This is a genomic window from Pseudomonas sp. LBUM1661 (assembly GCF_059695925.1).
This window is the reverse complement of the sequence record NZ_CP166794.1, coordinates 1682937-1705314: the sequence shown is the minus strand read 5'-3', so window position 1 is coordinate 1705314 and position 22378 is coordinate 1682937. Positions and strand designations below refer to the sequence as shown.

Here is a 22378-nt window from a genome sequence, read left to right as displayed (position 1 = left end):
TCTCTACCTGTTCAGACGGCGGCAATAATTGGGTCATGTTTGAATCGACACCACAGTGGTGGCAGATCCTCCGGGAACGGGCGGTATTCGCCGATCTCGGACCAGCCTCCAGGGCCATGAAAATCACTGCCGGCGCTGACCAGCAGACCGAACTCGCGGGCAAGAATGGCCAGGCTGCCCACTTGTTCGGCGGGCTGATGGCCATTGACCACTTCGATCGCGTGGCCGCCTGCTTGAATATAGTCAGAAATCAGGCGACGACGTTTGCTGCGAGTGAAATCGTAATGCCAGGGATGCGCCAGGCTGACCCAGGCTTTGGCGGCGCGCAGGGTTTCGACGGTTTCTTCCAGGGTCGGCCAGTGTTGCTTGACGTCCCCCAGCTTGCCGGCACCCAGCCATTTGCGGAAGGCTTCGGCGCGATCCTTGACGAAGCCTTCGCGCACCATCCAGTCGGCGAAGTGCGGACGGGCCGGCGCGTTGCCGCTGTCGCCCAGTGCCTGCTGAATGGCCCGGGCACCTTCCAGCGCTCCCGGCATGCCTTTCAACGCCAACTTACGGCTTATTTCTTCGGACCGTAGCCAGCGGCCATCGTGCAATTTAGCGATGGCTTCGACCAATGCCGGCGCATTGACGTCGAAACCGTAGCCCAACACATGAATGGTCGCGCCGCCCCAGGTGCAGGACAATTCGACGCCGTTGACCAGTTGCATCCCCAGCGCGGTCGCCGCGTGGCGGGCCTCATCGAGGCCTTCGAGGGTGTCGTGATCGGTCAAGGCCAGGACTCGCACGCCTTTCTCGAACGCACGCGCAACCAGTACAGCAGGCGCGAGAGCGCCATCGGAGGCGGTGCTGTGGCAGTGCAAATCGACATTCACGGGGATGTGTAACCTCAAATCAGCTGGCGCTATCGCGCGCCCATATGTTTGTTATTATGCCGCCACATCCTGCTTCTGGCTGCCACTGTGAAACAATTCATCGATTTCATCCCGCTTCTGCTGTTTTTCATCGTCTTCAAAATCGATCCACGGGTCGTCGAGATTGCCGGCCACGAGGTAACTGTAGGCGGTATTTACAGCGCCACAGCGATGCTGATCATCAGTTCCGTGGTGGTTTACGGCACGATCTTCATCAAGCAGCGCAAGCTGGAGAAGAGCCAGTGGCTGACGCTCATTGCCTGCCTGGTCTTCGGTAGCCTGACCCTGGCGTTCCACAGCGAGACCTTCCTGAAATGGAAAGCCCCGGTGGTCAACTGGCTGTTTGCCCTGGCCTTCATTGGCAGCCACTTCATCGGCGAGCAGTTGCTGATCAAACGCATCATGGGCCACGCGCTGACTCTGCCGGAGCCGGTCTGGACACGCCTGAACATCGCCTGGATCGCCTTCTTCCTGTTTTGCGGCGCCGCCAACCTGTTCGTCGCGTTCACTTTCCAGAGCTACTGGGTCGACTTCAAGGTCTTCGGCAGCCTGGGCATGACGCTGCTGTTCCTGGTGGGCCAGGGCATCTACCTGTCTCGTCACCTGCACGATACCGATACCACTACGCCAAAAACCGAGGACTGACATGCTTTACGCAATCGTTGCCACAGACGTCGCCAACTCCCTGGAAGCTCGCCTGGCCGCACGGCCTGCGCACCTTGAGCGCTTGCAAGTGCTCAAGGGTGAAGGTCGTATCGTATTGGCGGGCCCGAACCCGGCCGTCGACAGTAATGATCCGGGCGCAGCGGGTTTCACCGGCAGCCTGATCGTCGCCGAATTCGATTCCTTGAGCGCCGCCCAGGCCTGGGCCGACGCCGACCCGTATATCGCCGCAGGCGTCTACGCCAACGTTTCGGTCAAGCCGTTCAAGCAAGTCCTGCCGTAACTTCCCGCCGCACGATGAACCTTATCGGTTCATCGCGCTCTCAACGCTCATTATTCTCGTTTGCCGGCCGACAACCTGCCCAATACTCGTATTGGAATCAGGAGTCGCGATGCGCAAAGGTCCGTTGTGTCTGATGTTGGTCACGTTGTCGATCGTGGCGCCTGCCCACGGTGAAGAAAGTGCAGGCGGTGGTTCAACGCCCCTGTCCTTGAGCGCCGGCGGCCAGATCGCCGAGTTGCAGCAGCGCTTGAAGGTGAGCGAGCAGCAACGAGAAGAACTGAGCAAACAACTGCAGAATACCGATAGCGAACGCGAAAGCGCTCAGTTGGGCCGGTTGCGCCAGGAGAACCAGCGTCTGAAGCTGCAACTCAAGGAAGCCCAGGCGAGCAGCCCGCTGCCACGCTGGCTGACTGATCAGCAGCAATGGTTCGTGATTGGCGCGGGAGTAGCGCTATTGGCTCTGCTCTGCGGTATCTTCGCCAGTGGTGCAACGAGAAAACGTAGGCAATGGCTAAATTGAGTGAGTCATGAGCGAGCTGTTATTAATTGATGATGACCAGGAGCTGTGTGAGCTCCTGAGCAGTTGGTTGAGCCAGGAAGGCTTTCAGGTCCGCGCCTGCCACGATGGGCAGAGCGCTCGTCGGGCACTGGCAGAAACGTCGCCGGCAGCCGTGGTGCTGGATGTGATGCTGCCGGACGGCAGCGGCCTGGAGTTGCTCAAGCAATTACGCAGCGACCATCCGGACTTGCCGGTGCTGATGCTGTCGGCCCGCGGCGAACCGCTGGACCGCATCCTCGGCCTGGAACTCGGCGCCGACGATTATCTGGCCAAACCGTGCGACCCACGGGAACTGACAGCCCGTCTGCGCGCCGTGCTGCGCCGCAGTCATCCGGCGGCGGTATCGAGCCAGCTCGAACTGGGCGACCTGTGCTTCAGCCCGGTGCGCGGCGTGGTCAGCATCGACGAACAGGAATTCACCCTCACAGTTTCCGAAAGCCGCCTGCTTGAAGCCTTGCTCAAGCAACCCGGCGAGCCGCTGGACAAACAGGAACTGGCGCAGATCGCCCTCGGTCGCAAGCTGACCCTGTATGACCGCAGCCTGGACATGCACGTCAGCAACCTGCGCAAAAAGATCGGCCCACACCCCGACGGCCGCCCACGCATCATTGCCCTGCGCAGCCGCGGTTACTACTACAGCCTCTGAAACCGAACGCGAGGCTGCGTTCGGCTTGTAGCAGAGGCAAAGTGTTGGATTTGTCAGGTCGGTGCGAAATCGTCTTTACCCAAGCTTTACGCTCCGCTGACCGCCGCTGACCTTGATCTCCGTAATCTGTACTCATCCGGAACGTACCGGGAACGAGACAAGGAGATTCACCATGCGCAAGACTCTTATCGCTCTGATGTTCGCTGCCGCCCTGCCGACCGTTGCCATGGCCATGCCTGAAGGTGCCGGCCCTATGGGTCCGATGGACGGCTCGCGCCACGGCGGTCAGATGCACGGCATGCACGGTAAAGGCCCGTACAGCCAACTGGACCTGAGCCGCGAACAGCGTGAGCAGATCCGCAAGATCATGGGCGAGCAGATGCACTCGCGTCAGCAACTGGTCGACAAGTACCTGGAAAAACTCTCGCCAGCGGATCAGAAAGCGCTGAAGGACGAAATGGCGGCCAAGCACCAGAAAGCCCAGGCCGATGTCCGCGCAGTGCTGAAACCAGATCAACAGAAGCAATTCGACGAGATCCAGAAAAAGAAGGCTGAGCGTCGCGCAGAATGGGCCGAGTTCAAGGCCTGGAAAGCGCAACAACCGCAAAAAGCGCAATAATGCGCTAACCCGACCCAACGGCTAAACCCCGTTGGGTCTGACTTCATTCAGTCTAATGTGGGAGCGGGCTTGCTCGCGAAGGCGGTGTGTCAGGTAAAGCATTTGCTGTCTGATACACCGCCTTCGCGAGCAAGCCCGCTCCCACATGGGTCTGTGTTTGTTTGAGGATTTTCTGTGCGCTCATTGTTCTGGCGTATTCTGGCCAGCTTCTGGCTGGCCATCGCTCTGGTTGCAGGGCTCTCCATTCTGCTCGGGCACATGCTCAACCAGGACGCGTGGATTCTCAGTCGCCACCCGGGCCTCAACACCCTGGCCGAACAGTGGACGCAAACCTACGAATCCCAAGGCGAGGACGCGGCCCAGGACATTCTCGAACAGCGCAAGCGCCAGTATCACATCGACGTTCAAGTGCTCAACGAGAGCGGCGATCCCGTGGTGCGCGGTACCTTCCCACGGCGTGCGGCGGCCTTTGAGGCGCGGCAGAACAACGATGACCGACGCCTGCCGTGGCGTCGCCTGACCGATGAATACACCAGCGCAAAAACCGGCGACACCTACCTGTTGATCTACCGCATTCCGCACCCGGAACTGGACGCCTGGCACCGCGAAAGCCTGCTCTGGCCGTTGAGTGCACTGGGGATCGCCCTGGTCGTACTGACCTTGTTCAGCCTGTTCGTGACCTTGTCCATTACCCGCCCACTCAATCGTTTACGTGGTGCGGTGCATGATCTGGGGCAAACCACCTATCAGCAGAACAGTCTGGTCAAACTGGCCAACCGGCGCGACGAATTCGGCGTGCTGGCCAATGATTTCAACCGCATGGGCGCGCGCCTGCAAAGTTTGATCGGCAGCCAGCGCCAACTGCTGCGTGACGTGTCCCACGAACTGCGCTCGCCCCTCGCCCGGCTGCGCATTGCGCTGGCATTGGCTGAACGGGCCAACCCCGAGGAACGGGAAAAACTCTGGCCACGCCTCACCCGCGAGTGCGACCGCCTCGAAGCGCTGATCAGCGAAATCCTGGTACTGGCGCGGGTCGATGCCGACAACGCCAGCGCCGAAGACGTCGATCTCAACGCCCTGCTCAACACGTTGCAAAAGGACGCTCAATTGGGTTCGCCGGAGCAGAGCGTGCGCCTTGAGGCCGAGTCGCAGCTGAACCTCAAGGGCTGGCCGACGATGATCGAGCGCGCCGTCGACAACCTGCTGCGCAATGCCCAGCGCTTTAACCCGGTGGGGCAATCGATTGAAATGCAGGCGGTGCGTCAAGGTGAACGGATTGTGGTCAGTGTGCGTGACCATGGGCCCGGTGTAGACGCCGAGCATTTGAGTCAGTTGGGTGAGCCGTTCTATCGGGCGCCGGGGCAGACCGCGGCCGGGCATGGCTTGGGACTGGCCATTGCGCGCCGCGCGGCGGAACGGCACGGCGGGAGTCTGGTGCTGGCCAATCATCCTGATGGCGGGTTTGTTGCCAGCCTGGAATTGCCGTTGGTGCCAGGGGCGGTGGTGCAACCCTGAAACCCTGTGGGAGCGAGCCTGCTCGCGAAGACGGCAGCACATCCAACACCAATGTGATTGGAAGACCGCTTTCGCGAGCAGGCTCGCTCCCACAGTAGATTGGTGGTGTCAGGCCTTCCCGGGCCAGGCGCTGACGAATTCGGCGAGGTCCACTTTTTCCGCCACTCGCGGCTCTTTCTGCGGCGTGCCCAGGTACAGGAACGCGATCACCTCTTCCCCTTCCGCCAACCCCAACCCTTTGGCCACGTGCGCCGAATAGGCCAATTCACCGGTGCGCCACACCGCGCCAATGCCTTGCGCATACGCCGCCAGCAAAATCCCGTGAGCCGCACAACCGGCCGCCAGCAGTTGTTCGGATTTCGGATATTTGACGTGATCCTGCAAACGCGCGATCACCACCACGACCAGCGGCGCACGCAGCGGACCGTTGCGCGCCTTGTCCAGCGCCGCTTCAGAGACTTCGCTGTCCTGCAACTTCGCGGCTTCGGCCAGCAGCTCGCCCATTTGCTCGCGCGCTGCGCCTTCGACTGTCAGGAAACGCCAAGGCTGCAAGTGGCCGTGGTCCGGCGCCCGCATGGCGGCGGCAAACAGCACTTCGCGCTGCTCCGCGGTGGGTGCCGGGTCGAGCAGTCGTGGAACGGAAACACGGTTGAGCAAAGCGTCGAGAGCCTGCATCGGCCACCTCCTGAAAAAATTGTCCGGGCATTCTAGCGGTATCTACCGCCGGGATGCCCGTTTACATGCCCAGCACCACAGGTAGAATGGCGCCCTTCCTTATTTCAGCCGAGCGGATTTCATGGCGTTGCCGACCTTACGTCTCATTGGATTCATCATCGGCCTCTTCCTGATCACGCTGGCCATCGCCATGGTCGTGCCCATGGCCACGCTGGTGATTTTCGACCGCACCGGCGACCTGCCCTCGTTCCTCTGGGCCAGCATGATTACTTTTGTCGCCGGCCTGGCGCTGGTCATCCCCGGCCGCCCCGAGCACGTCCATCTGCGCCCGCGCGACATGTACCTGCTGACTGTCAGCAGCTGGCTGGTGGTGTGCATCTTCGCCGCGCTGCCGTTTTTGCTGACCCAGCACATCAGCTACACCGACTCGTTTTTTGAAAGCATGTCCGGCATCACCGCCACCGGTGCGACGGTGCTCACGGGCCTGGACAACATGTCTCCCGGCATCCTGATGTGGCGCTCGTTGCTGCACTGGATCGGCGGCATCGGGTTTATCGGCATGGCGGTAGCGATTCTGCCATTGCTGCGCATCGGCGGCATGCGGCTGTTTCAGACCGAGTCGTCAGACCGTTCCGAAAAAGTCATGCCCCGTTCGCACATGGTGGCGCGTTTGATCGTTGCGGCCTACGTCGGCATCACCATTTTCGGCAGCCTGGCGTTCTGGTGGGCCGGGATGAGTCCGTTCGACGCGATCAACCACGCGATGTCAGCGATTTCCACCGGTGGTTTCTCGACCTCCGACCAGTCTTTGGCCAAGTGGCCGGAGCCTGCAGTGCATTGGGTCGCGATCGTCATCATGATTCTTGGTGCCCTGCCGTTCACCCTGTATGTAGCGACTTTGCGCGGTAACCGCAAAGCACTGATCAAGGATCAGCAGGTTCAAGGCTTGCTCGGCATGTTGCTGGTGACCTGGCTGGTGCTCGGCACCTGGTATTGGTGGACCACCCAGTTGCATTGGCTGGAGGCATTACGGCATGTGGCGCTGAACGTGACCTCGGTGGTCACGACCACAGGATTTGCGCTGGGGGACTACAGCCTCTGGGGCAATTTCTCGCTGATGCTGTTCTTTTATCTGGGCTTTATCGGCGGATGCTCGGGCTCGACCGCCGGCGGGATCAAGATTTTCCGCTTCCAGGTTGCGTACATTCTGCTCAAGGCCAACCTTCACCAGTTGATTCACCCGCGCGCGGTAATCAAGCAGAAGTACAACGGTCACCGTCTCGATGAAGAGATCGTGCGGTCGATTCTGACCTTTTCGTTCTTCTTTGCCATCACCATCTGCGTGATCGCGCTGCTGTTGTCGCTGCTCGGCGTCGACTGGATGACTGCCCTAACTGGCGCGGCCGCCACGGTGTCCGGCGTCGGTCCGGGACTGGGCGAGACCATCGGCCCGGCAGGCAACTTTGCGACCCTGCCGGACGCCGCCAAGTGGATTCTCTCGTTCGGCATGCTGTTGGGCCGACTGGAGATCATCACCGTGTTTGTGCTGTGTATTCCGGCGTTCTGGCGTCACTGACAAGAACAGGCGCCGCCATCAGCCGCACCCGGTACTCGCCGGGGGTGGCATCGAACCAGCGGCGGAAAGCACGGAAAAAGTTGCTCGGGTCGGCGAACCCCAACAGGTAGGCAATTTCCAGCAGCGTCATGTTTGGTTGCGCCAGATACTGCTCCGCCAGTTCGCGCCGGGTGTCGTCCAGCAACGTCTGAAAACTCGTGCCCTCTTCCTGCAAACGTCGCTGCAAAGTCCGTTGCGACAGGTGCAGCGTCTGCGCCACAGTGTCGCGCTTGGGCTCGCCCTGGGGCAGTAAACGGCACAACACCTGCCGCGCCTTGTGGGTCACGCGGCTCTCGGAAAACCGCGCCAGGTACTCGCCGGCAAACCGGTCGTGCAGCAGCGCCATGGCCTCGTTGGCCGTAGGCAACGGCGCCTCCATGTCGGCACGCTCGAAGATCAAGGCGTCGTAAGGCGCATTGAACACCAGCGGCGCATGAAAGGCCTGTTTATAGGGCTCGAGATTGGCCGGCTCATCGGCCTGGAACAAGACCTTGCGCGGTTGCAGGGTGCGCCCGGTCAACCAGCCGCACAATGCCAGCGCGCAAGCCAGGGAGGCTTCGGCACTCTGCCGGGTGGGTGGCAGATGGTCGCCGTGGACCGTCAGAATCAGCGCATAGCCTTCATCCAACAGTCGGAAACTCAGGTCGGCACTTTCAGCAATGATCCGCTGATAACGCACCAGGCGCTGAAAGCCCTCGGCCAGGGTCTGGCTGGACATCAAGGCGTAACCGGCGACATGGAAGGAGGCCGGTCGCACCACCTTGCCCATGTTCAGGCCAATCGCCGGGTTGCCGGACAGCTCAACCGCGCGCTGCCACAGTCGTGTCATGGAATCTTGCGGGAAGCGGGCATCCGGATCATCCAGTGCCGCGTAGTCGAGCCCCAGCTGCTTGAACAGAACCCGGCAATCCAGGCCGTCCATCTCCAGTGCTTTGACAATCCCCATCGCCCAGCTTGCAGAAGTCGTTCGTTCGCTCATGGCGTTTTCTTACATGATGAGCCGCATGCTACGGCCAATTTCCGAAGGATACTAAAGTGGCGCCTATTGTCACTGGCTGATGCCAATGTTCACTCTAGACTCAAATAAGCTACCCGCAGAACAACTTGCAGTCATAACAATAACCACAGAGATCGCAGTCGTGGAAAACGTCAAACGTTTCAACAGCTTCGCTGAGTTCTACCCGTATTACCTCAGCGAGCACAGCAACAGCACCTGCCGACGATTGCACTTCATCGGCACGACGCTGGTCATTTTAATCCTGGCGTTTACCCTCGGCAAAGGTGCATGGCTGTTCCTTTGGGCCCTTCCGCTGGCCGGTTACAGCTTCGCGTGGGCCGGGCATTTTTTCTTCGAGAAGAATCGTCCTGCAACCTTTCAGCATCCGTTTTACAGCCTGCTCGGCGATTTCGTCATGTACCGCGACATGATTCTGGGTCGAGTGCCGTTCTAGGTGCAATCAGTCACAACAAGAGGAAAGGCGATGAATGCCAATGCCCGCTTCACCCACATGCAGGACGGTACGCAAGAGGACTGGGCGATCATCGCCGCCGATTTCAGTGCCTATGCGAGGCAATTGCCGACCCGGATTGTGGCGCACCTGAAACTGCTGGAGGGTGATTTTGGCGGCTTCCCGGTGGATCGCCTGACCCATTCCCTGCAAACCGCCAGCCGCGCGTGGCGCGATGGCCGCGACGAAGAATACGTGGTCTGCGCGTTGCTGCACGACATCGGCGACACCCTGGGCTCCTACAACCACCCGGACATCGCCGCGGCGATCCTCAAGCCGTTCGTCAGTGCCGAGAACCTGTGGATGGTCGAGAAACACGGGATTTTCCAGGGGTACTACTTCTTCCATCATTTGGGCATGGACCGGCACCTGCGTGAGCAATTCAGTGATCATCCACAGTATCAGGCGACCATCGAGTTCTGTGCCAAGTACGATGCGGCGGCGTTTGATCCGGGGTACGACACGCTGCCGTTGAGCTTCTTTGAGCCGATGATGGCGCGGTTGTTTGCGCAGCCGAAGAATTCGATTTACAAGGCGGCGATGGAGGAACACACGCCAGCCTGACAAATGATGGGGACCGCTGCGCGGTCCATCGCGGGCAAGCCCGCTCCCACAAGGTTCTCGGACGTTCACAAACTGTGTGTTCACCTCGATCACTGTGGGAGCGGGCTTGCCCGCGAAGAGGCCCTTTCAGGCACTTTATTTCTACCAGGCTATGCCGGCTCCGGGACTTTCACCGCCTTCAACTCAGCCTCCCGCGCCTGGGCATCCGCCAACCGGAACAACTCGATCGAGCCATCCCAATGCTCGATCAGCGCCGTGCACGACTCGACCCAATCCCCGCAATTGAGGTAGTCCACCCCGCCGACCTTGCGAATTTCGGCATGGTGAATGTGCCCGCACACCACGCCATGCAATTCGCGTTTGACGCATTCGTGGGCGATGGCTTCCTCGAAATCGCTGATAAAGCTGACCGCGGTTTTCACCTTGTGCTTGAGGTACGCCGACAATGACCAATAGCCATAACCATAGCGGGCGCGCCAGTGGTTGAGCCAGCGGTTGAGGGTCAAGGTGAACTCGTAGGCCGAGTCGCCGAGAAAGGCCAGCCAGCGGTGGTAGCGGGTGATCACGTCGAACTGGTCGCCGTGGATCACCAGCAGATGACGGCCATCGGCAGTCACGTGCACGGCTTCATCGACCAGTTGGATGTTGCCCAGAATCAGCTTCGAATAACGACGGAGGAATTCGTCGTGGTTGCCGGTGACATAGATTACCTCCGTGCCGCGCTTGCTCATGGTCAGCAGGCGACGAATCACGTTGGTGTGCGCTTGCGGCCAGTACATGCCGCTGCGCAGTTTCCAGCCGTCGATGATGTCGCCGACCAGGTAGACCTTGTCCGCGTGGTAGCCCTTGAGAAACTGCGACAGGTGTTCGGCCTGGCAATCCCGTGTGCCCAAATGCACATCGGAAATCCATAGGGTCCGCACACGCTGCTTACGACTGGGTTTGGCGAGCTCGGCGCTGGTCATGGGCAACCCTCTGCGATTGTTTTTGCAAGCTTGCGCCAGCCCGGTTAACTGCCCATGACAGCGGCAAGTCAGTCCTGTGACAGCGCTCGCCGGTGTAGACTGACGCCCTGCCTCAGGAGACCTGCGATGAGACCGATCCTCACGCTACGCCACTACACTCACGACCTGATCGTCCACAGCCACGACCACGCGCAGCTGGTGTTCGGGTTGTCGGGTGCGCTGGATGTCGAGGTCGACGGGCGTGGCAGCCAGGTGGTTCAGCAGAGTTTCGCGGTGGTGCCGTCCGGAGCGCATCACGCCTGCGGCAGCGCCAATGGCAGCCGTTGCCTGGTGCTGGATGTGCCCGGTGAGGATTGGGTTTTTCAGTCATTGGGGGATCACGCCGACGCCAGCCGTCGCTTGCTCGACAACGCCGGGCGGCTGTCGCTGGATGCCGGGCAAAGCCAACTGGTGAGTTGGCTGGCGGGCAGTCAGGTCAGCGATCCACTGATTGCGCAGCAAGGCGCGGTGCTGTTGTTGGCCAGCCTCAATCACGCCAAACCCGAGCGTGTCGGCGGCCGCCGCCTGCCTTATGCGGCGCTGAATGCACACATCGATCAGTACGCCGCCTATCCGCTGCAAGTCGCCGATCTGGCGCGCCTGGCAGGCCTGTCCAGTGCCCGGCTGCATGCACGATTCGTCGCCGAATGCGGGCAGACACCGATGGACTACATTCGCAGTCGGCGACTGCACAGGGCGGTGGGATTGCTGCGAGACTCGGCGTTGCCCATTGGTGAGATTGCCAGCCGGGTGGGCTACAGCTCGCAGAGTGCCTTTGCCGCGGCGGTGTTGCGGGAATTCGGTGCATCGCCGGGCCAGTTGCGCCGCGAGGCTGGCGACAAAGGACGATAGTCTGGCGACAGACATGACTTCGCGTTGCGCGATTAAATAGCAGCTGGCGAAGCCTGCGGCTACAAGGGCGGTGTCTGTCTAAGCTCACTACGTTTATCAAGGATTGCAATGACTCCCCGCTCCGCCCTCGGCGCCCTGCATATCGGCGCACTCATGTTCGGCCTGACCGGTGTGTTCGGCAAACTGGCGGCGGCCTCCCCCGCCGTCATCGTCTTCGGTCGTGCGGCGTTTGCCGTGCTGGCGTTGGCGGTTTTTGCACGGTTTGCCAGCAACACGCGCTGGCAGCAACTACAAGCCGTGGACTGGCGCCGCCTGCTGCTCAGCGGCTTGCTGCTGGCCGGGCACTGGGTGAGTTTCTTTATTGCGGTGAAGGTGGCGGGCGTGGCGATCGCGACGCTGGGCTTTGCCAGTTTCCCGGCCTTTACCGTGATCCTCGAAGGCCTGATCTTTCGCGAACGAATTCGCGCCAACGAAATCCTGCTGGTGGTGCTGGTGAGTATCGGATTGGTGTTGGTCACGCCCGACTTCGACCTGGCCAGCGGCGCCACCACCGGCCTGCTCTGGGCGGTGGGTTCAGGTTTGCTGTTTTCGCTGCTCTCGCTGACCAACCGCGCCAGCTCCGGGCGGATTGCGCCCGTGCAGGCGGCGCTGTGCCAGAACGTCGTGGTCGCGCTGTGCCTGCTGCCGTTGGCGGCGCCGCAGTTGAGCGAAGTGCGTGCCATCGACTGGCTGTGGATCGGCCTGCTCGGGGTGTTCTGCACCGCTGTCGCACACAGCCTGTTCGTGGCCAGCCTGGCGGTGATCAAGGCGCGAACGGCGGCTGTGGTGTTCGCCCTCGAGCCGGTGTACGGCATCACCGTGGCCTGGCTGCTGTTCAATGAAAACCCGACCCTGCGCATGTTGATCGGCGGTGCGTTGATCATCGTGGCGATCGTGGTTTCCAGTCGGCTCTCGGGTGGCTCAAACAAGAAAGTCGTGGCCGCAGAAGCCGCGTCTCACTGAGTCCTGTCGTTGTGCCCCAAGTCGCGGTCCGGATCAATTTGATCGCGGACCCGCTGCTTGAGCACCTTGGCCTCGGGGAAACCACCGTCAGCCTTGCGCTCCCAGATTTGCACGTCGTCACAGAAAATGTGAAAGACCCCACCGGTGCCGGGCACCAGCGACACTTTGCCCAGATCGTCGCCGAAGGTGCTGAGCAGCTCCTGGGCCAGCCAGGCAGCGCGCAACAGCCACTGGCATTGCGTGCAATAGGTGATGACGATTTCTGGTTTGCGGGCGGTCATGATCGGCGAAGCTCCTGAGCCTGAGGGCGTCATCATAACTGCCTTTTTGGCTCGAACGCCGTCAAAATGTGGGAGCGGGCTTGCTCGCGAATGCGGTGTATCAGGCAACATCAACGGTGACTGATACACCGCATTCGCGAGCAAGCCCGCTCCCACATTTTGATTAGCGGTGCGGCATTATCGGATGCCAGCCAACAGATTCCGGGCGGTCTGCTTGAGTGGCTCGTTACCTTCCTTGAGCAGTTCGTTGAGCAGTTCGATGGCACTGTCCAGGTCGCCGTCGTCGATGCAGGTCTGGGCTTGCTCCAGTTTGCTGGAGCTGTTCGGCTCGTCCGGTTCCGGATGCAGCGGCTCAAGTTCCAGCGACTCGCCGGCATCGCTGAACTCGTTGAGAAAGGCGTCGTCCAGAGACTGTGAGTCCGGTTCCGCGACCCACTCGATTTCCGGCTCGTCGAGTATCGCGTCATCGGGCATTTCGAACACCTCGGGCAACACGTGCAGGTTCGAGATGAACGCGGGCTCGTCGACGTGTGGCGATACATTCGACGGTTTCGCGGCGGCCGGCGGGTTTTCAAACGGACTGATCAGGTCCCAATTCGAATCCATCGACAAATCATCCAGGTTCAACTGGAACTCATCGCTGGGCACTGCTTCAGCAATAGATGCTTGGGTTGGCGTTATTGCCACGACGGCAGCCAACGGTGCCGCACTGCTCAATTTCGGGAAGCGAGCGCGCAGGTCGTGGAGTTTCTGGACGTCGTACCCGGCGTCACGCAGGCTGTTTTCCTGGGTTTCATAGGCGCTCGCATCCCCTTGTTTACCCAGCACTTCCAGCAGTTGCACGGCCAGATCGGTGCGCTGCGGTTCCTTGATCAGCGCCTCCCGCAACAAACCGATCGCTTCGGAAAAACGACCATAGGCCAGATAGATGCCGACCCCTTCGAGCACATCGCCCGCTGGAGCTTCTTCAGCCGACCCGTTTGCGGATTGCCGCACGGCAGCCTGCGCAACTGGTTCTGTCGCGGGTTTGAGCACCGGTTCATGCCGCAATGGCAACACCGCTGAAGGCTCGGGCACCACCTGGGCCTGCTGACGTTGACGCCGAACGAACAGCCCCAGCAACAGCAGAATCAGCAGCGCCAGTACCCCAAAGATCGGCAGCCAGTGGGTCGGTTCGGGCTCGTTGACCACGACCGGCGCAGGCGCCACAGCGACCGGTGCAACCGGCTCCGCTGGCGCCTGCCTGACTTCTGCCAATTGGGTTTGCAGTTCGGTCACCTGCTTTTTCTGGCCGGCGATCTGCTCGTCTTGCGCCTGGAGTTTCGCGTTCAACTGATCGAGGCTGGCTTGCAGCTGCTGATTTTGCAGCACGCTGGCGGCCAGTTGTTCAGCAACAGGATCAGGCACAGGTGCAGCGGCAGGTTGTTCGACACGAGGGGTTGGCGGCTTCTTGCTCTTTGGCGCGGGCGCAGGAGCGACGCTCGGTTCGACGGTCGGGAATGCGGAAGACCGGGAATCGGCTACCGGTTCATCACTGACAGGAACAATCCCCGGTGAACCCGGCGGATCGATCAATACTGTGTATTCGCGCAGCACGCGGCCGTTCGGCTGATTGAGCTGCACGAGGAAATTCAGGAACGGCTCTTTGACCGGTTTGTTCGAGCTGACCCGGATCAGACTGCGGTTGCCGCGCAGGATCGGAGTGAACTTCAGATCGTTGAGGAAGAACACGCGCTCGACGCCGGCGCGGCCGAACTCGTCCGCTGTCGCCAGGCTGACGGAGAGCTCACCCTCCTCCAGGCCGGCGGCATCCACCAGGGCGATGTCGGCGCGCAGCGGTTGATTCAGCGCCGAATGCAGGGTGATGTCACCCAAGCCCAGCGCGGGCGCCAATGCCGAGTAAGTGACAGCACCACCGACCAGAAGCCACCTGGCGCAACACCGCGAAACCACGTGCCAACTCTCGAGCATGAGCATCCCTTAAATAACCAGAACCAACCTTGTACGTATTCGCACATCCGGTACGAACACGATATTGCCTAGTAGTTCTTTATAGTCTGCCCAACGGGGTATCTCAAAAGTCCGGTGCGCGGTTATGCCTCAAGATTTTTCCAGGTTAGCCAGAATATGCCCGTGGACACGCATGCAGACCTTCAAGTCCGCCTCATCGACGCCTTCGAACAACTCGCGGCGCAGTTGGGTGGCAATGGTTTCAATTTGTTCGATCAACGGCAGGGCTGGCGCACAGAGGACAATTTTTTTCGCCCGACGGTCTTCCAGCACCGATTGACGTTGCACCAATCCCTGACTTTCGAGACTGTCGAGCAGGCGGGCCAGGGTCGGCCCTTCTACGCCGACGCTTTGCGCCAGTTCCCGTTGGGTCGGGGCCTCCTCGAATCGCGCCAGGTGCAGCAGCACCAGCCAGCGGGCCTGGGACAAGCCAAGGCCGGCCAGCCGGCGGTCCAGTTCGGCACGCCAGCCGCGCGACATCTGGGCCAGTTGCATGCCAAAGCGGTGTTGATCGGTTAACGGCATAAAACACTCATGATTAGACTGAAATAGAGAAATACTAATTATTAGTCAGCTAAGCATGACCCTTGGCTGGAGGCAAGGCTTGCTCTGTACTGAATCGTTACATCTATGAGGCGGGTCACTTAAATCTCGAATTCCGATTGCAGCGCGGCCCGAACACAGTACAAAACCCCTTCCGGCACACGACCGGCGAACAGCGCGGCGATCTCCGCCACGGGCGGCAATTCGCCTTCGCCGTCGAGGAACGCATCCTGGATTTCGCCCATCAGCTCTTCGGGCAGATCCAGCGCCTGCTCCAGCGACAACTGCTGTTTGCCAATCGCTTCGGCCAGCATCGTGTAGACGTTCTTTTCCGAGCACTGCAGCTGCCCGGCGATCTGCAGCGGCGTCATGCCGGCGCGGGCCAGGGTGATCAGTTCGTGGCGCACGTCGGCCACCACTTTCGGCGCCTCGACCTGGCCGCCGAGGACTTCCAGGAAGGCGTCGCCGTAACGCTCCAGCTTGCGCGCGCCGACGCCGCTGACCGTGGCCATTTCCGCCAGCGAGGTCGGCTGGCTGCGAAGCATTTCCAGCAAGGTCGAATCGGGGAAAATGACGTACGGCGGCACACCATGTTCTTCGGCGAGCTTGCGACGCAGGGCGCGCAAGGCTTCCCACTGCTCGCGTTCTTCGCCGCGTACCAGTTGGCTCGCCTGGCTCTTGCTGCTTTTCGCGGTGGTTTGCGGCTTGAGGTCGCGGCGCAGTTCCAGGGTGACTTCACCCTTGAGCAGTGGCCGGCAAGTGTCGCTCAGGCGCAAGCCGCCGTAGCCTTCAAGGTCGATGTCCGCCAGACCACGGGCAACCAGCTGTCGGAACAGCGAGCGCCATTCACTCTCGCCCATTGCCTTGCCGACACCGTACACCGACAGATGCTGATGGCCGAAGCTGCGGACCTTTTCATTGTCCTTGCCCAGCAGCACGTCCACCAGATGCCCGACGCCGTAGCGCTGGCCGGTGCGATAGATCGCCGAGAGCGCCTGACGGGCCGGCTCGGTGGCGTCCCAGGTCTGCACGCCATCGACGCAGTTGTCGCAATGGCCGCAGGGTTCGGGCATGTCTTCGTCGAAGTAGGCCAGCAGCGTCTGGCGGCGGCAGCGGGTTTCTTCGCAGAGCGAGAGCATGGCGTCGAGCTTGTGCTGCTCCAGACGCTTGTGACGCTCGTCGCCTTCGGAGTTCTGCAGCATCTGCTTGAGCATCACCACGTCTTGCAGGCCGTAGGCCATCCAGGCATCCGCCGGCAGGCCGTCACGACCACCGCGACCGGTTTCCTGGTAATACGCCTCAAGGGATTTCGGCAAATCGAGGTGCGCGACGAAGCGCACGTTGGGCTTGTCGATGCCCATGCCGAACGCCACGGTGGCGACCATGATCAGGCCTTCCTCGTTGAGGAAGCGCTTCTGGTGGTGAGCCCGCGTGTCGTTGGGCAGACCGGCGTGGTAAGGCAGCGCCGGGAAGCCTTGTTCGCTGAGGAACACCGCCACTTCATCGACTTTCTTGCGCGACAGGCAATAGACGATGCCGGCATCGCTGCGCCGCTCGGCGAGGAATGCCAGCAATTGCTTGCGTGGCTGCTCCTTGGGCACGATGCGGTAGAAAATGTTCGGCCGGTCGAAACTCGAGAGGAAACGCTCGGCATTCTGCAGATGCAGACGGTCGACGATTTCTTCCCGGGTGCGCTTGTCCGCCGTCGCCGTCAGGGCGATGCGCGGGACGTTGGGGAACAACTCCGCCAATTGGCCCAGTTGCAGGTATTCGCGGCGGAAGTCGTGGCCCCATTGGGACACACAGTGAGCTTCGTCGATGGCGAACAGGGAAATCTCGAGGCTTTGCAGGAAGGCCAGCATGCGCGGCTGCACCAGTCGCTCGGGCGCGAGATAGAGCATTTTCACTTCACCGCGCTTGATCCGCGCGGCCAGGTCGCGCTGTTGCTCCGCGCTCAACGTGGAGTTCAATGCGGCAGCGGCGACGCCCAGCTCTTCGAGGGTCGCGACCTGGTCGTCCATCAGCGCGATCAGTGGCGACACCACCACCGCCAGGCCTTCGCGCAACAGCGCAGGCACCTGGAAGCACAAAGATTTGCCGCCACCGGTAGGCATCAGCACCAGGGCGTCGCCGCCACTGGCCACGCGCTCAATGATTGCACCCTGACGGCCACGGAAACTGTCGTAGCCGAAGATGTCCTTGAGGACGCGTTGAGCCTGTTCGAGCATAAAAACTCCAAAAATCACCGAAACATCCCTGCAAGGCTGGTTCAGAACCACGAAGGCTGCACCGACAAATCGTAAGTGCGCATTGCATGACGCTTCACATTTCAGCCGTGACGCCAGCAGGGCATCACAAAACGCGCGAGTATACCCGAGCCCTGCCCGGCAAAGGGCGCCGCTGATAAGAGGCTCGTGGGTGCAAATATGCCGCGCGGCTGGCCTGAGTGCTCAAGAAGGCCTAGAATTCCCGCATCTGTTTAATTCCCAAGGTAGCCCTTTAATGTCCTTCGCTGAGCAACTAACCCGCCTGCAAGTCTTCCTCGACGCCGACGAACTGCATGACGAGGCGCTGGACTACGTGGCCGCCCACGGCTACCTCACTGCGCTGTCGATCTGTTCCGAGACCGTTCCCGACCGTGAATGGATCGACGCCCTCTTCGCCGAAGAGCCGCATTACGCCGACGACACCGAGCGTGAAGCGATCGAATCCACCCTGCTGGCCCTCAAGGCTCATATCGCCCGCCAACTGGCGTCCGACGAAGAGTTCGAGCTGCCGTGCGACCTGGACCTGGGCGAAGAGCCGGATGATTCCGACCTGCGCGGCTGGTGCATCGGTTTCATGGAAGGCGTGTTCCTGCGCGAAGCGGCCTGGTTCGAAACCGCCGAAGACGAAGTCAGCGAAATGCTGCTGCCGATCATGGTCGGTTCGGGTCTGTTCGACGAACAGCCTGAGTTCGAAGACATCGCCAAAGACGCCAACCTGATGGACGACATGATCGTTCAGATCCCGGAAGCCCTGACCGCGCTGTACCTGCTGTGCCAGGCACCCGACGAAAAACCTGCGATCCTCAAGCCACGTCATCACTAAGGTTTTGCCTATGGACAACCCCATAGGCAACCGCTCCCTGATGTTGCGCTACGTGCTGCTGGCCATCGGCTGGCTAAGCGTAGCGTTGGGGGTGATCGGGATTTTCCTGCCGGTATTGCCCACCACGCCTTTCCTGCTGCTGGCGGCCGCCTGCTTCGCCCGCAGTTCGCCGCGTTTCTATCAGTGGCTGGTGGAGCACCCACGGCTTGGGCCGTGGATTCGCGACTATCTTGAGGGCAACGGCATTCCACTCAAGGGCAAGGTCTACGCCATTTTGCTGATGTGGGTGAGCATTCTGTTCTCCTGCTACCTGGTGCCGCTGCCTTGGGCGCGGGGGTTTATGTTGACCAGTGCGGTGTTGGTGACGGTCTACATCCTCAGGCAGAAGACTTTGCGCAAGTTTTGAGTCTGTTTTTTGGGGCTTTTTTGATTGGGGGGCATATCCGTTTCTGCGGTAACGGCTACTTTTGGTTCCGCCCTTACGGCGGGTCACTTGGAAAAGCCCCAAGTAACCAAGGGCTCTTGCCCCGCCATTCGGTGCCTCGCTTAGGCTCGGCATGCCCTCACTCCGGCATTGCTCCGGGGGCCCGCCGCCATCGGCCATCCATGGCCGGGGGCGGCTACCGCGGCATCCTTGCCGCGGTGCCCCCTACGCAACGCCTGCGTTCGGCCTCTGGGAAAGGGGCAGCAGATCAAGATCAAAAGCCGAAGCAAAGCAACAGCAAGATCAAAAGATCGCAGCCTTCGGCAGCTCCTACATTGACCGTGTTCGACCATCTATTTGTATCGCACCGATCCCCTGTAGGAGCGAGCCTGCTCGCGATGGACGCACAGGCACCGCGGTTATCCCGTTGAAACGCGCCATCATTGACGTTCTTCGCGAGCAAGCTCGCTCCTACAGAGGAACTCGCATTCCCCAATCAGGCCGGCCCGCAGGCCGCCGTGCTTTTGATCTTGATGCACCGCCCCATCGTGAGGCCGAGCGCAGGTTCTGCGCAGTGGGCAACCCGGCAGGGATGCCGGGTTAGCCGCCCCCGGACAGGGATGGCCGATGGCGGCGGGCCCACGGAGCAGGACCGGAGCGAGGGCATGCCGAGCCTAGGCGAGGCACCGAACGAAAGGGGCAAGAGCCCTTGGTTACTTGGGGCTTTTCCAAGTGACTCGCCGTAAGGGCGAAACCAATAGCGGCCATCACCAAAAAACGGATATGCCCCCGATAAAAAAGCAAGCCGTTACCCAAGAAACGGATATGCCCACCATCAAAGACCCATAGACCCGACGACAAACCCGCCCAGACTAAAAACACCGCCTAGACTCCAGACATCTGCACTTGAGCAGCCAGACATGTCCCGTAGTCTGCGTAGTCCAGGATGGTCAACGCTCCGACTTCGGCTCGGCGGATGGCTACTGCTGTCGGTTTTGCTGTTGACCGGGCTCGGCAGCGTATGGGCCGAGTGGAATTTTGCGCAGATTATGCAAACCGCTGAAAACCGCTACGGCCCCCTCGGCCCCGCCCAGGGACGGATCGTGGCCTGGAGCCAGATGCTGCAAAGCGAAATCAACGCGCCTGCGCCCGAGCAACTGAATGCAGTCAATCACTTCTTCAATCAACAACTGACCTTTCAGGACGACAGCCGCATCTGGCGTCAGACCGATTACTGGGCCACCCCCGTCGAATCCCTGATCAAGGGTGCCGCCGACTGCGAGGACTACGCCCTGGCGAAGTATTTCAGCCTGCGCCACCTCGGCATTCCCAGCGAGCAACTGCGCATCACCTACGTCAAAGCCCTGAGCCAGAATCAGGCGCACATGGTGCTGACCTTCTACAGCAGCCCTACGGCCGAGCCGCTGGTGCTGGACAACCTCATCGGCGACATCCGCCCCGCCTCCCAACGCAAAGACCTGCTGCCGGTGTACGCCTTCAACGCCGAAGGCCTGTACTTGCCAGGAACCAATGGCGGTCAACGCAGCAGCGATTCGAAAAAACTGTCGCGCTGGCAAGACGTACTGAAAAAGATGCAGGCCGAAGGGTTCGCCGTGGGCGACGGCTAGCCACCCGGTAAGGAGCGATTTATGTCACTGCGCAAACAGTTGTTTCTCGCCATCTGCCTGTTCTTGCTGGTGGCGTTCAGCGGCAGTTTTTTTGTCGGCCTGGAAAGCTCCCGCGACCAGACGCTCGGCCAGTTGCGCTCCCACGCCCAGGACGCCGCCACCGCGCTGGGTTTGTCGTTGACCGCGCAAATCGACGACCCGGCGATGATCGAGTTGATGGTCAGCTCGATTTTCGACAGCGGTTATTTCAACAGCATCCGGGTCGTCAACATTGTCGATGAGCACGTGTTGGTAGAACGCAGCTCGCCGTCGCACATCAAAGGCGTTCCCGGTTGGTTCGTGAGCCTGGTCAACCTCCGTCCACAAGGGGGTGAAGCGCTGATCATGCGCGGCTGGGAGCAAGTGGCGCGGGTCGAAGTGCTGAGCAATCCGCAGTTCGCCCTGGCCAAACTCTGGGACAGCACCCTCGGCAGCCTGATCTGGTTGTTGCTGTGTGGACTGCTCAGCGCGGTGTTCGGTGGCTGGTTATTGCGCCGGCAATTTCGTCCGCTCGACAGCATGGTCAAACAGGCCGAAGCCATCAGCAAACGCGAGTTTGCAAGCCTGCCGAAACTGCCACGCACCCCGGAATTGAAACGCGTGGTCCTGGCGATGAACCAGATGGTCGAGAAGCTCAAGGCGCTATTCGCCGAGGAGGCGGCGCGCAGTGAACAGCTACGCGCCGAATCCTATCAGGACAGCCTGACGGGCTTGGCCAATCGGCGCTTGCTGGACGAACAACTGGCCGACCATTTGCTCGAGTCCGAGCAGAGCAGCGACGGCCATTTGTTGATGTTGCGGATCAACGATCTGGTCGGCCTCAACCAGCGCCTTGGCGGCCAACGCACCGACGCCTTGATCAGGTCCGTCGGTGAACTGCTCACACGCCTGACCCAACTACCCGAGCGTCGGACCTGGCTCGCGGCGCGCAATCGAGGTGGAGAGTTCAGCCTGCTGACGCCGGGCGTCGACATCAAGGAGGCGGTGCGCCTGGCCACGGAAATCAGCGCCACCCTGGAAAACCTGCGCCTGACCGGTGCCAGCGATTGCATGCCGGTCGCGCATTTGGGCATCGTCGCCTATCACCCCGGCGAACCGGCCAGCGACGTGCTGATGCGCCTCGATCACGCGCTGACCGAAGTCCGGCAACATCCCGAACGGCCGTGGATGCACCTGGCCTACTCCGAGACCGCGACAAACCATACCCAACAAGACTGGCGTAGCTGGATCGACGACGCCCTGACCGAAGGCAAGCTGCAGTTGTATTTCCAGCCGGTGGTGCAATGCACCGACACCAGCCAGGTGCTGCATCACAAAGTCCTGGCCCGCCTGCTCGACCCGCAAGGTCAGGCGATTGCCGCCGGGCATTTCCTGCCGTGGGTCGAGCGTCTCGGCTGGTCGGCGCGGTTCGACCTGGTCATGCTCGAAACCACGCTGGAATACCTCGTCGTCAACCGCTGGCCGTTGGCGTTGAGCGTGTCGGGCAGCACCCTTCGCGATCGGGCCCAGTTGCAGCTAATCCTCGACATGCTCGAATCGCTACCCGACCTCGCGCCGCTGCTGACCCTGGAAATCGATGAACGACAACTGCCGCCTCCCGACGAACTGCAACGCCTGAGCCACAGCCTGCTCGACACCGGTTATCGCATCGGCCTGCAGCACTTCGGCGGCAGCTTCAGCCAGATCGGCAACCTGACTCAACTGGGATTGGCTTACTTGAAAATCGATGGGGCCTACATTCGTGGCATCGATGAGCAACCTGACAAGCGGCTATTCATCGAGGCGATCTTCAGGGCCACCAACAGCATTGATTTGCCGCTGATTGCGGAAATGGTCGAAACCCAGGGGGAATTGGAGACGATCAAGGAACTGGGGGTGTTCGGGGTGATGGGTCGGTTGATCGGGCCACCGGAGCCGATGTGATGTGCCAGTTGGACCGAGTCA

At 61.0% G+C, this 22378-nt stretch carries 23 protein-coding genes; 15 read left to right on the top strand and 8 right to left on the bottom strand.

The window, feature by feature from the left end; genetic code table 11:
* Positions 1–11: 11 nt before the first annotated feature.
* On the bottom strand, positions 12–875 hold the full coding sequence (locus tag ACA057_RS07725; protein WP_497347219.1) for a PHP domain-containing protein: 864 nt from the start codon (positions 873–875) through the stop codon (positions 12–14).
* Between the two features lie 87 nt (positions 876–962).
* Between ACA057_RS07725 and ACA057_RS07720 the strand changes: the two genes are divergently transcribed.
* The 6 genes from ACA057_RS07720 (at position 963) to ACA057_RS07695 (ending at position 5199) form a co-directional block, all read left to right on the top strand.
* Positions 963–1559 carry a septation protein A gene (locus ACA057_RS07720; protein WP_497347217.1) on the top strand — a complete coding sequence of 199 codons (597 nt, stop codon included), beginning with the start codon at positions 963–965 and terminating at the stop codon, positions 1557–1559.
* Position 1560: 1 nt separating this feature from the next.
* On the top strand, positions 1561–1860 hold the full coding sequence (locus ACA057_RS07715) for a YciI family protein (protein WP_084320523.1): 300 nt from the start codon (positions 1561–1563) through the stop codon (positions 1858–1860).
* Between the two features lie 109 nt (positions 1861–1969).
* The gene (locus tag ACA057_RS07710; RefSeq protein WP_497347215.1) at positions 1970–2380 is read left to right on the top strand and encodes an SH3 domain-containing protein; all 411 of its coding nucleotides are present in this window, start codon (positions 1970–1972) and stop codon (positions 2378–2380) included.
* Positions 2381–2387: 7 nt separating this feature from the next.
* Entirely contained in the window at positions 2388–3065 is a 678-nt protein-coding gene (locus ACA057_RS07705) for a response regulator transcription factor (RefSeq protein WP_059407604.1), read from the top strand.
* Between the two features lie 172 nt (positions 3066–3237).
* A complete protein-coding gene (locus ACA057_RS07700; RefSeq protein ID WP_497347212.1) occupies positions 3238–3684 on the top strand; it encodes a Spy/CpxP family protein refolding chaperone in 447 nt (148 codons plus the stop codon).
* Between the two features lie 174 nt (positions 3685–3858).
* A complete protein-coding gene (locus tag ACA057_RS07695; RefSeq protein ID WP_497347210.1) occupies positions 3859–5199 on the top strand; it encodes a sensor histidine kinase in 1341 nt (446 codons plus the stop codon).
* Between the two features lie 108 nt (positions 5200–5307).
* On the opposite strand, the gene ACA057_RS07690 is transcribed toward ACA057_RS07695, so the two are convergent.
* The gene (locus ACA057_RS07690; protein WP_497347208.1) at positions 5308–5874 is read right to left on the bottom strand and encodes an NAD(P)H nitroreductase; all 567 of its coding nucleotides are present in this window, start codon (positions 5872–5874) and stop codon (positions 5308–5310) included.
* A 121-nt stretch (positions 5875–5995) separates the two neighbouring features.
* Here ACA057_RS07690 and ACA057_RS07685 point away from each other — a divergent pair, with 121 nt between their 5' ends.
* Complete coding sequence (locus ACA057_RS07685; RefSeq protein WP_497347206.1) at positions 5996–7450, top strand: TrkH family potassium uptake protein; 1455 nt, start codon at positions 5996–5998, stop codon at positions 7448–7450.
* Here ACA057_RS07685 and ACA057_RS07680 read toward each other — a convergent pair.
* A complete protein-coding gene (locus ACA057_RS07680) occupies positions 7407–8468 on the bottom strand; it encodes an AraC family transcriptional regulator (protein WP_497347204.1) in 1062 nt (353 codons plus the stop codon). The genes ACA057_RS07685 and ACA057_RS07680 overlap by 44 nt on opposite strands.
* Positions 8469–8628: 160 nt before the next feature.
* Here ACA057_RS07680 and ACA057_RS07675 point away from each other — a divergent pair, with 160 nt between their 5' ends.
* Positions 8629–8940 (top strand): Mpo1-like protein, encoded by a 312-nt coding sequence (locus ACA057_RS07675; protein ID WP_497347202.1) that lies wholly within the window; start codon positions 8629–8631, stop codon positions 8938–8940.
* Positions 8941–8970: 30 nt separating this feature from the next.
* A complete protein-coding gene (locus ACA057_RS07670) occupies positions 8971–9561 on the top strand; it encodes an HD domain-containing protein (protein ID WP_497347200.1) in 591 nt (196 codons plus the stop codon).
* Between the two features lie 149 nt (positions 9562–9710).
* Here the strand turns inward: ACA057_RS07670 and ACA057_RS07665 are convergent, their stop codons facing one another.
* Entirely contained in the window at positions 9711–10526 is an 816-nt protein-coding gene (locus ACA057_RS07665) for a UDP-2,3-diacylglucosamine diphosphatase (RefSeq protein WP_497347198.1), read from the bottom strand.
* Between the two features lie 126 nt (positions 10527–10652).
* Here ACA057_RS07665 and ACA057_RS07660 point away from each other — a divergent pair, with 126 nt between their 5' ends.
* Both ACA057_RS07660 and ACA057_RS07655 read left to right on the top strand, forming a co-directional pair.
* The gene (locus tag ACA057_RS07660) at positions 10653–11417 is read left to right on the top strand and encodes a helix-turn-helix transcriptional regulator (RefSeq protein ID WP_497347196.1); all 765 of its coding nucleotides are present in this window, start codon (positions 10653–10655) and stop codon (positions 11415–11417) included.
* Between the two features lie 108 nt (positions 11418–11525).
* On the top strand, positions 11526–12419 hold the full coding sequence (locus tag ACA057_RS07655) for a DMT family transporter (protein ID WP_497347194.1): 894 nt from the start codon (positions 11526–11528) through the stop codon (positions 12417–12419).
* Here ACA057_RS07655 and ACA057_RS07650 read toward each other — a convergent pair.
* The 4 genes from ACA057_RS07650 to recQ all read right to left on the bottom strand — a co-directional run bounded on the left by ACA057_RS07650 (position 12413) and on the right by recQ (position 17481).
* Positions 12413–12700 (bottom strand): Rdx family protein, encoded by a 288-nt coding sequence (locus ACA057_RS07650; protein WP_201119029.1) that lies wholly within the window; start codon positions 12698–12700, stop codon positions 12413–12415. The two genes, ACA057_RS07655 and ACA057_RS07650, sit on opposite strands and share 7 nt — an antisense overlap.
* 177 nt (positions 12701–12877) lie before the next feature.
* Positions 12878–14671 carry a motility hub landmark protein FimV gene (locus ACA057_RS07645; RefSeq protein ID WP_497347191.1) on the bottom strand — a complete coding sequence of 598 codons (1794 nt, stop codon included), beginning with the start codon at positions 14669–14671 and terminating at the stop codon, positions 12878–12880.
* 129 nt (positions 14672–14800) lie between these two features.
* Positions 14801–15235, bottom strand: a complete 435-nt coding sequence (locus ACA057_RS07640) for a MarR family transcriptional regulator (protein ID WP_059407617.1) — start codon at positions 15233–15235, stop codon at positions 14801–14803.
* 119 nt (positions 15236–15354) lie between these two features.
* Positions 15355–17481, bottom strand: coding sequence for a DNA helicase RecQ (recQ, locus tag ACA057_RS07635; protein WP_497347189.1), 2127 nt, complete (start codon positions 17479–17481; stop codon positions 15355–15357).
* 274 nt (positions 17482–17755) lie between these two features.
* Between recQ and ACA057_RS07630 the strand changes: the two genes are divergently transcribed.
* From ACA057_RS07630 to lapD, 4 genes are all read left to right on the top strand, one after another.
* On the top strand, positions 17756–18343 hold the full coding sequence (locus ACA057_RS07630; RefSeq protein WP_008156162.1) for a UPF0149 family protein: 588 nt from the start codon (positions 17756–17758) through the stop codon (positions 18341–18343).
* 10 nt (positions 18344–18353) lie between these two features.
* Complete coding sequence (locus ACA057_RS07625; RefSeq protein ID WP_497347185.1) at positions 18354–18749, top strand: YbaN family protein; 396 nt, start codon at positions 18354–18356, stop codon at positions 18747–18749.
* A gap of 938 nt (positions 18750–19687) precedes the next feature.
* Positions 19688–20395: a cysteine protease LapG gene (gene lapG, locus ACA057_RS07620; RefSeq protein ID WP_497347183.1), complete on the top strand. Its 708-nt coding sequence runs from the start codon at positions 19688–19690 to the stop codon at positions 20393–20395.
* A gap of 21 nt (positions 20396–20416) precedes the next feature.
* Positions 20417–22357: a cyclic di-GMP receptor LapD gene (lapD, locus tag ACA057_RS07615; protein ID WP_497347181.1), complete on the top strand. Its 1941-nt coding sequence runs from the start codon at positions 20417–20419 to the stop codon at positions 22355–22357.
* Positions 22358–22378 lie beyond the last annotated feature (21 nt).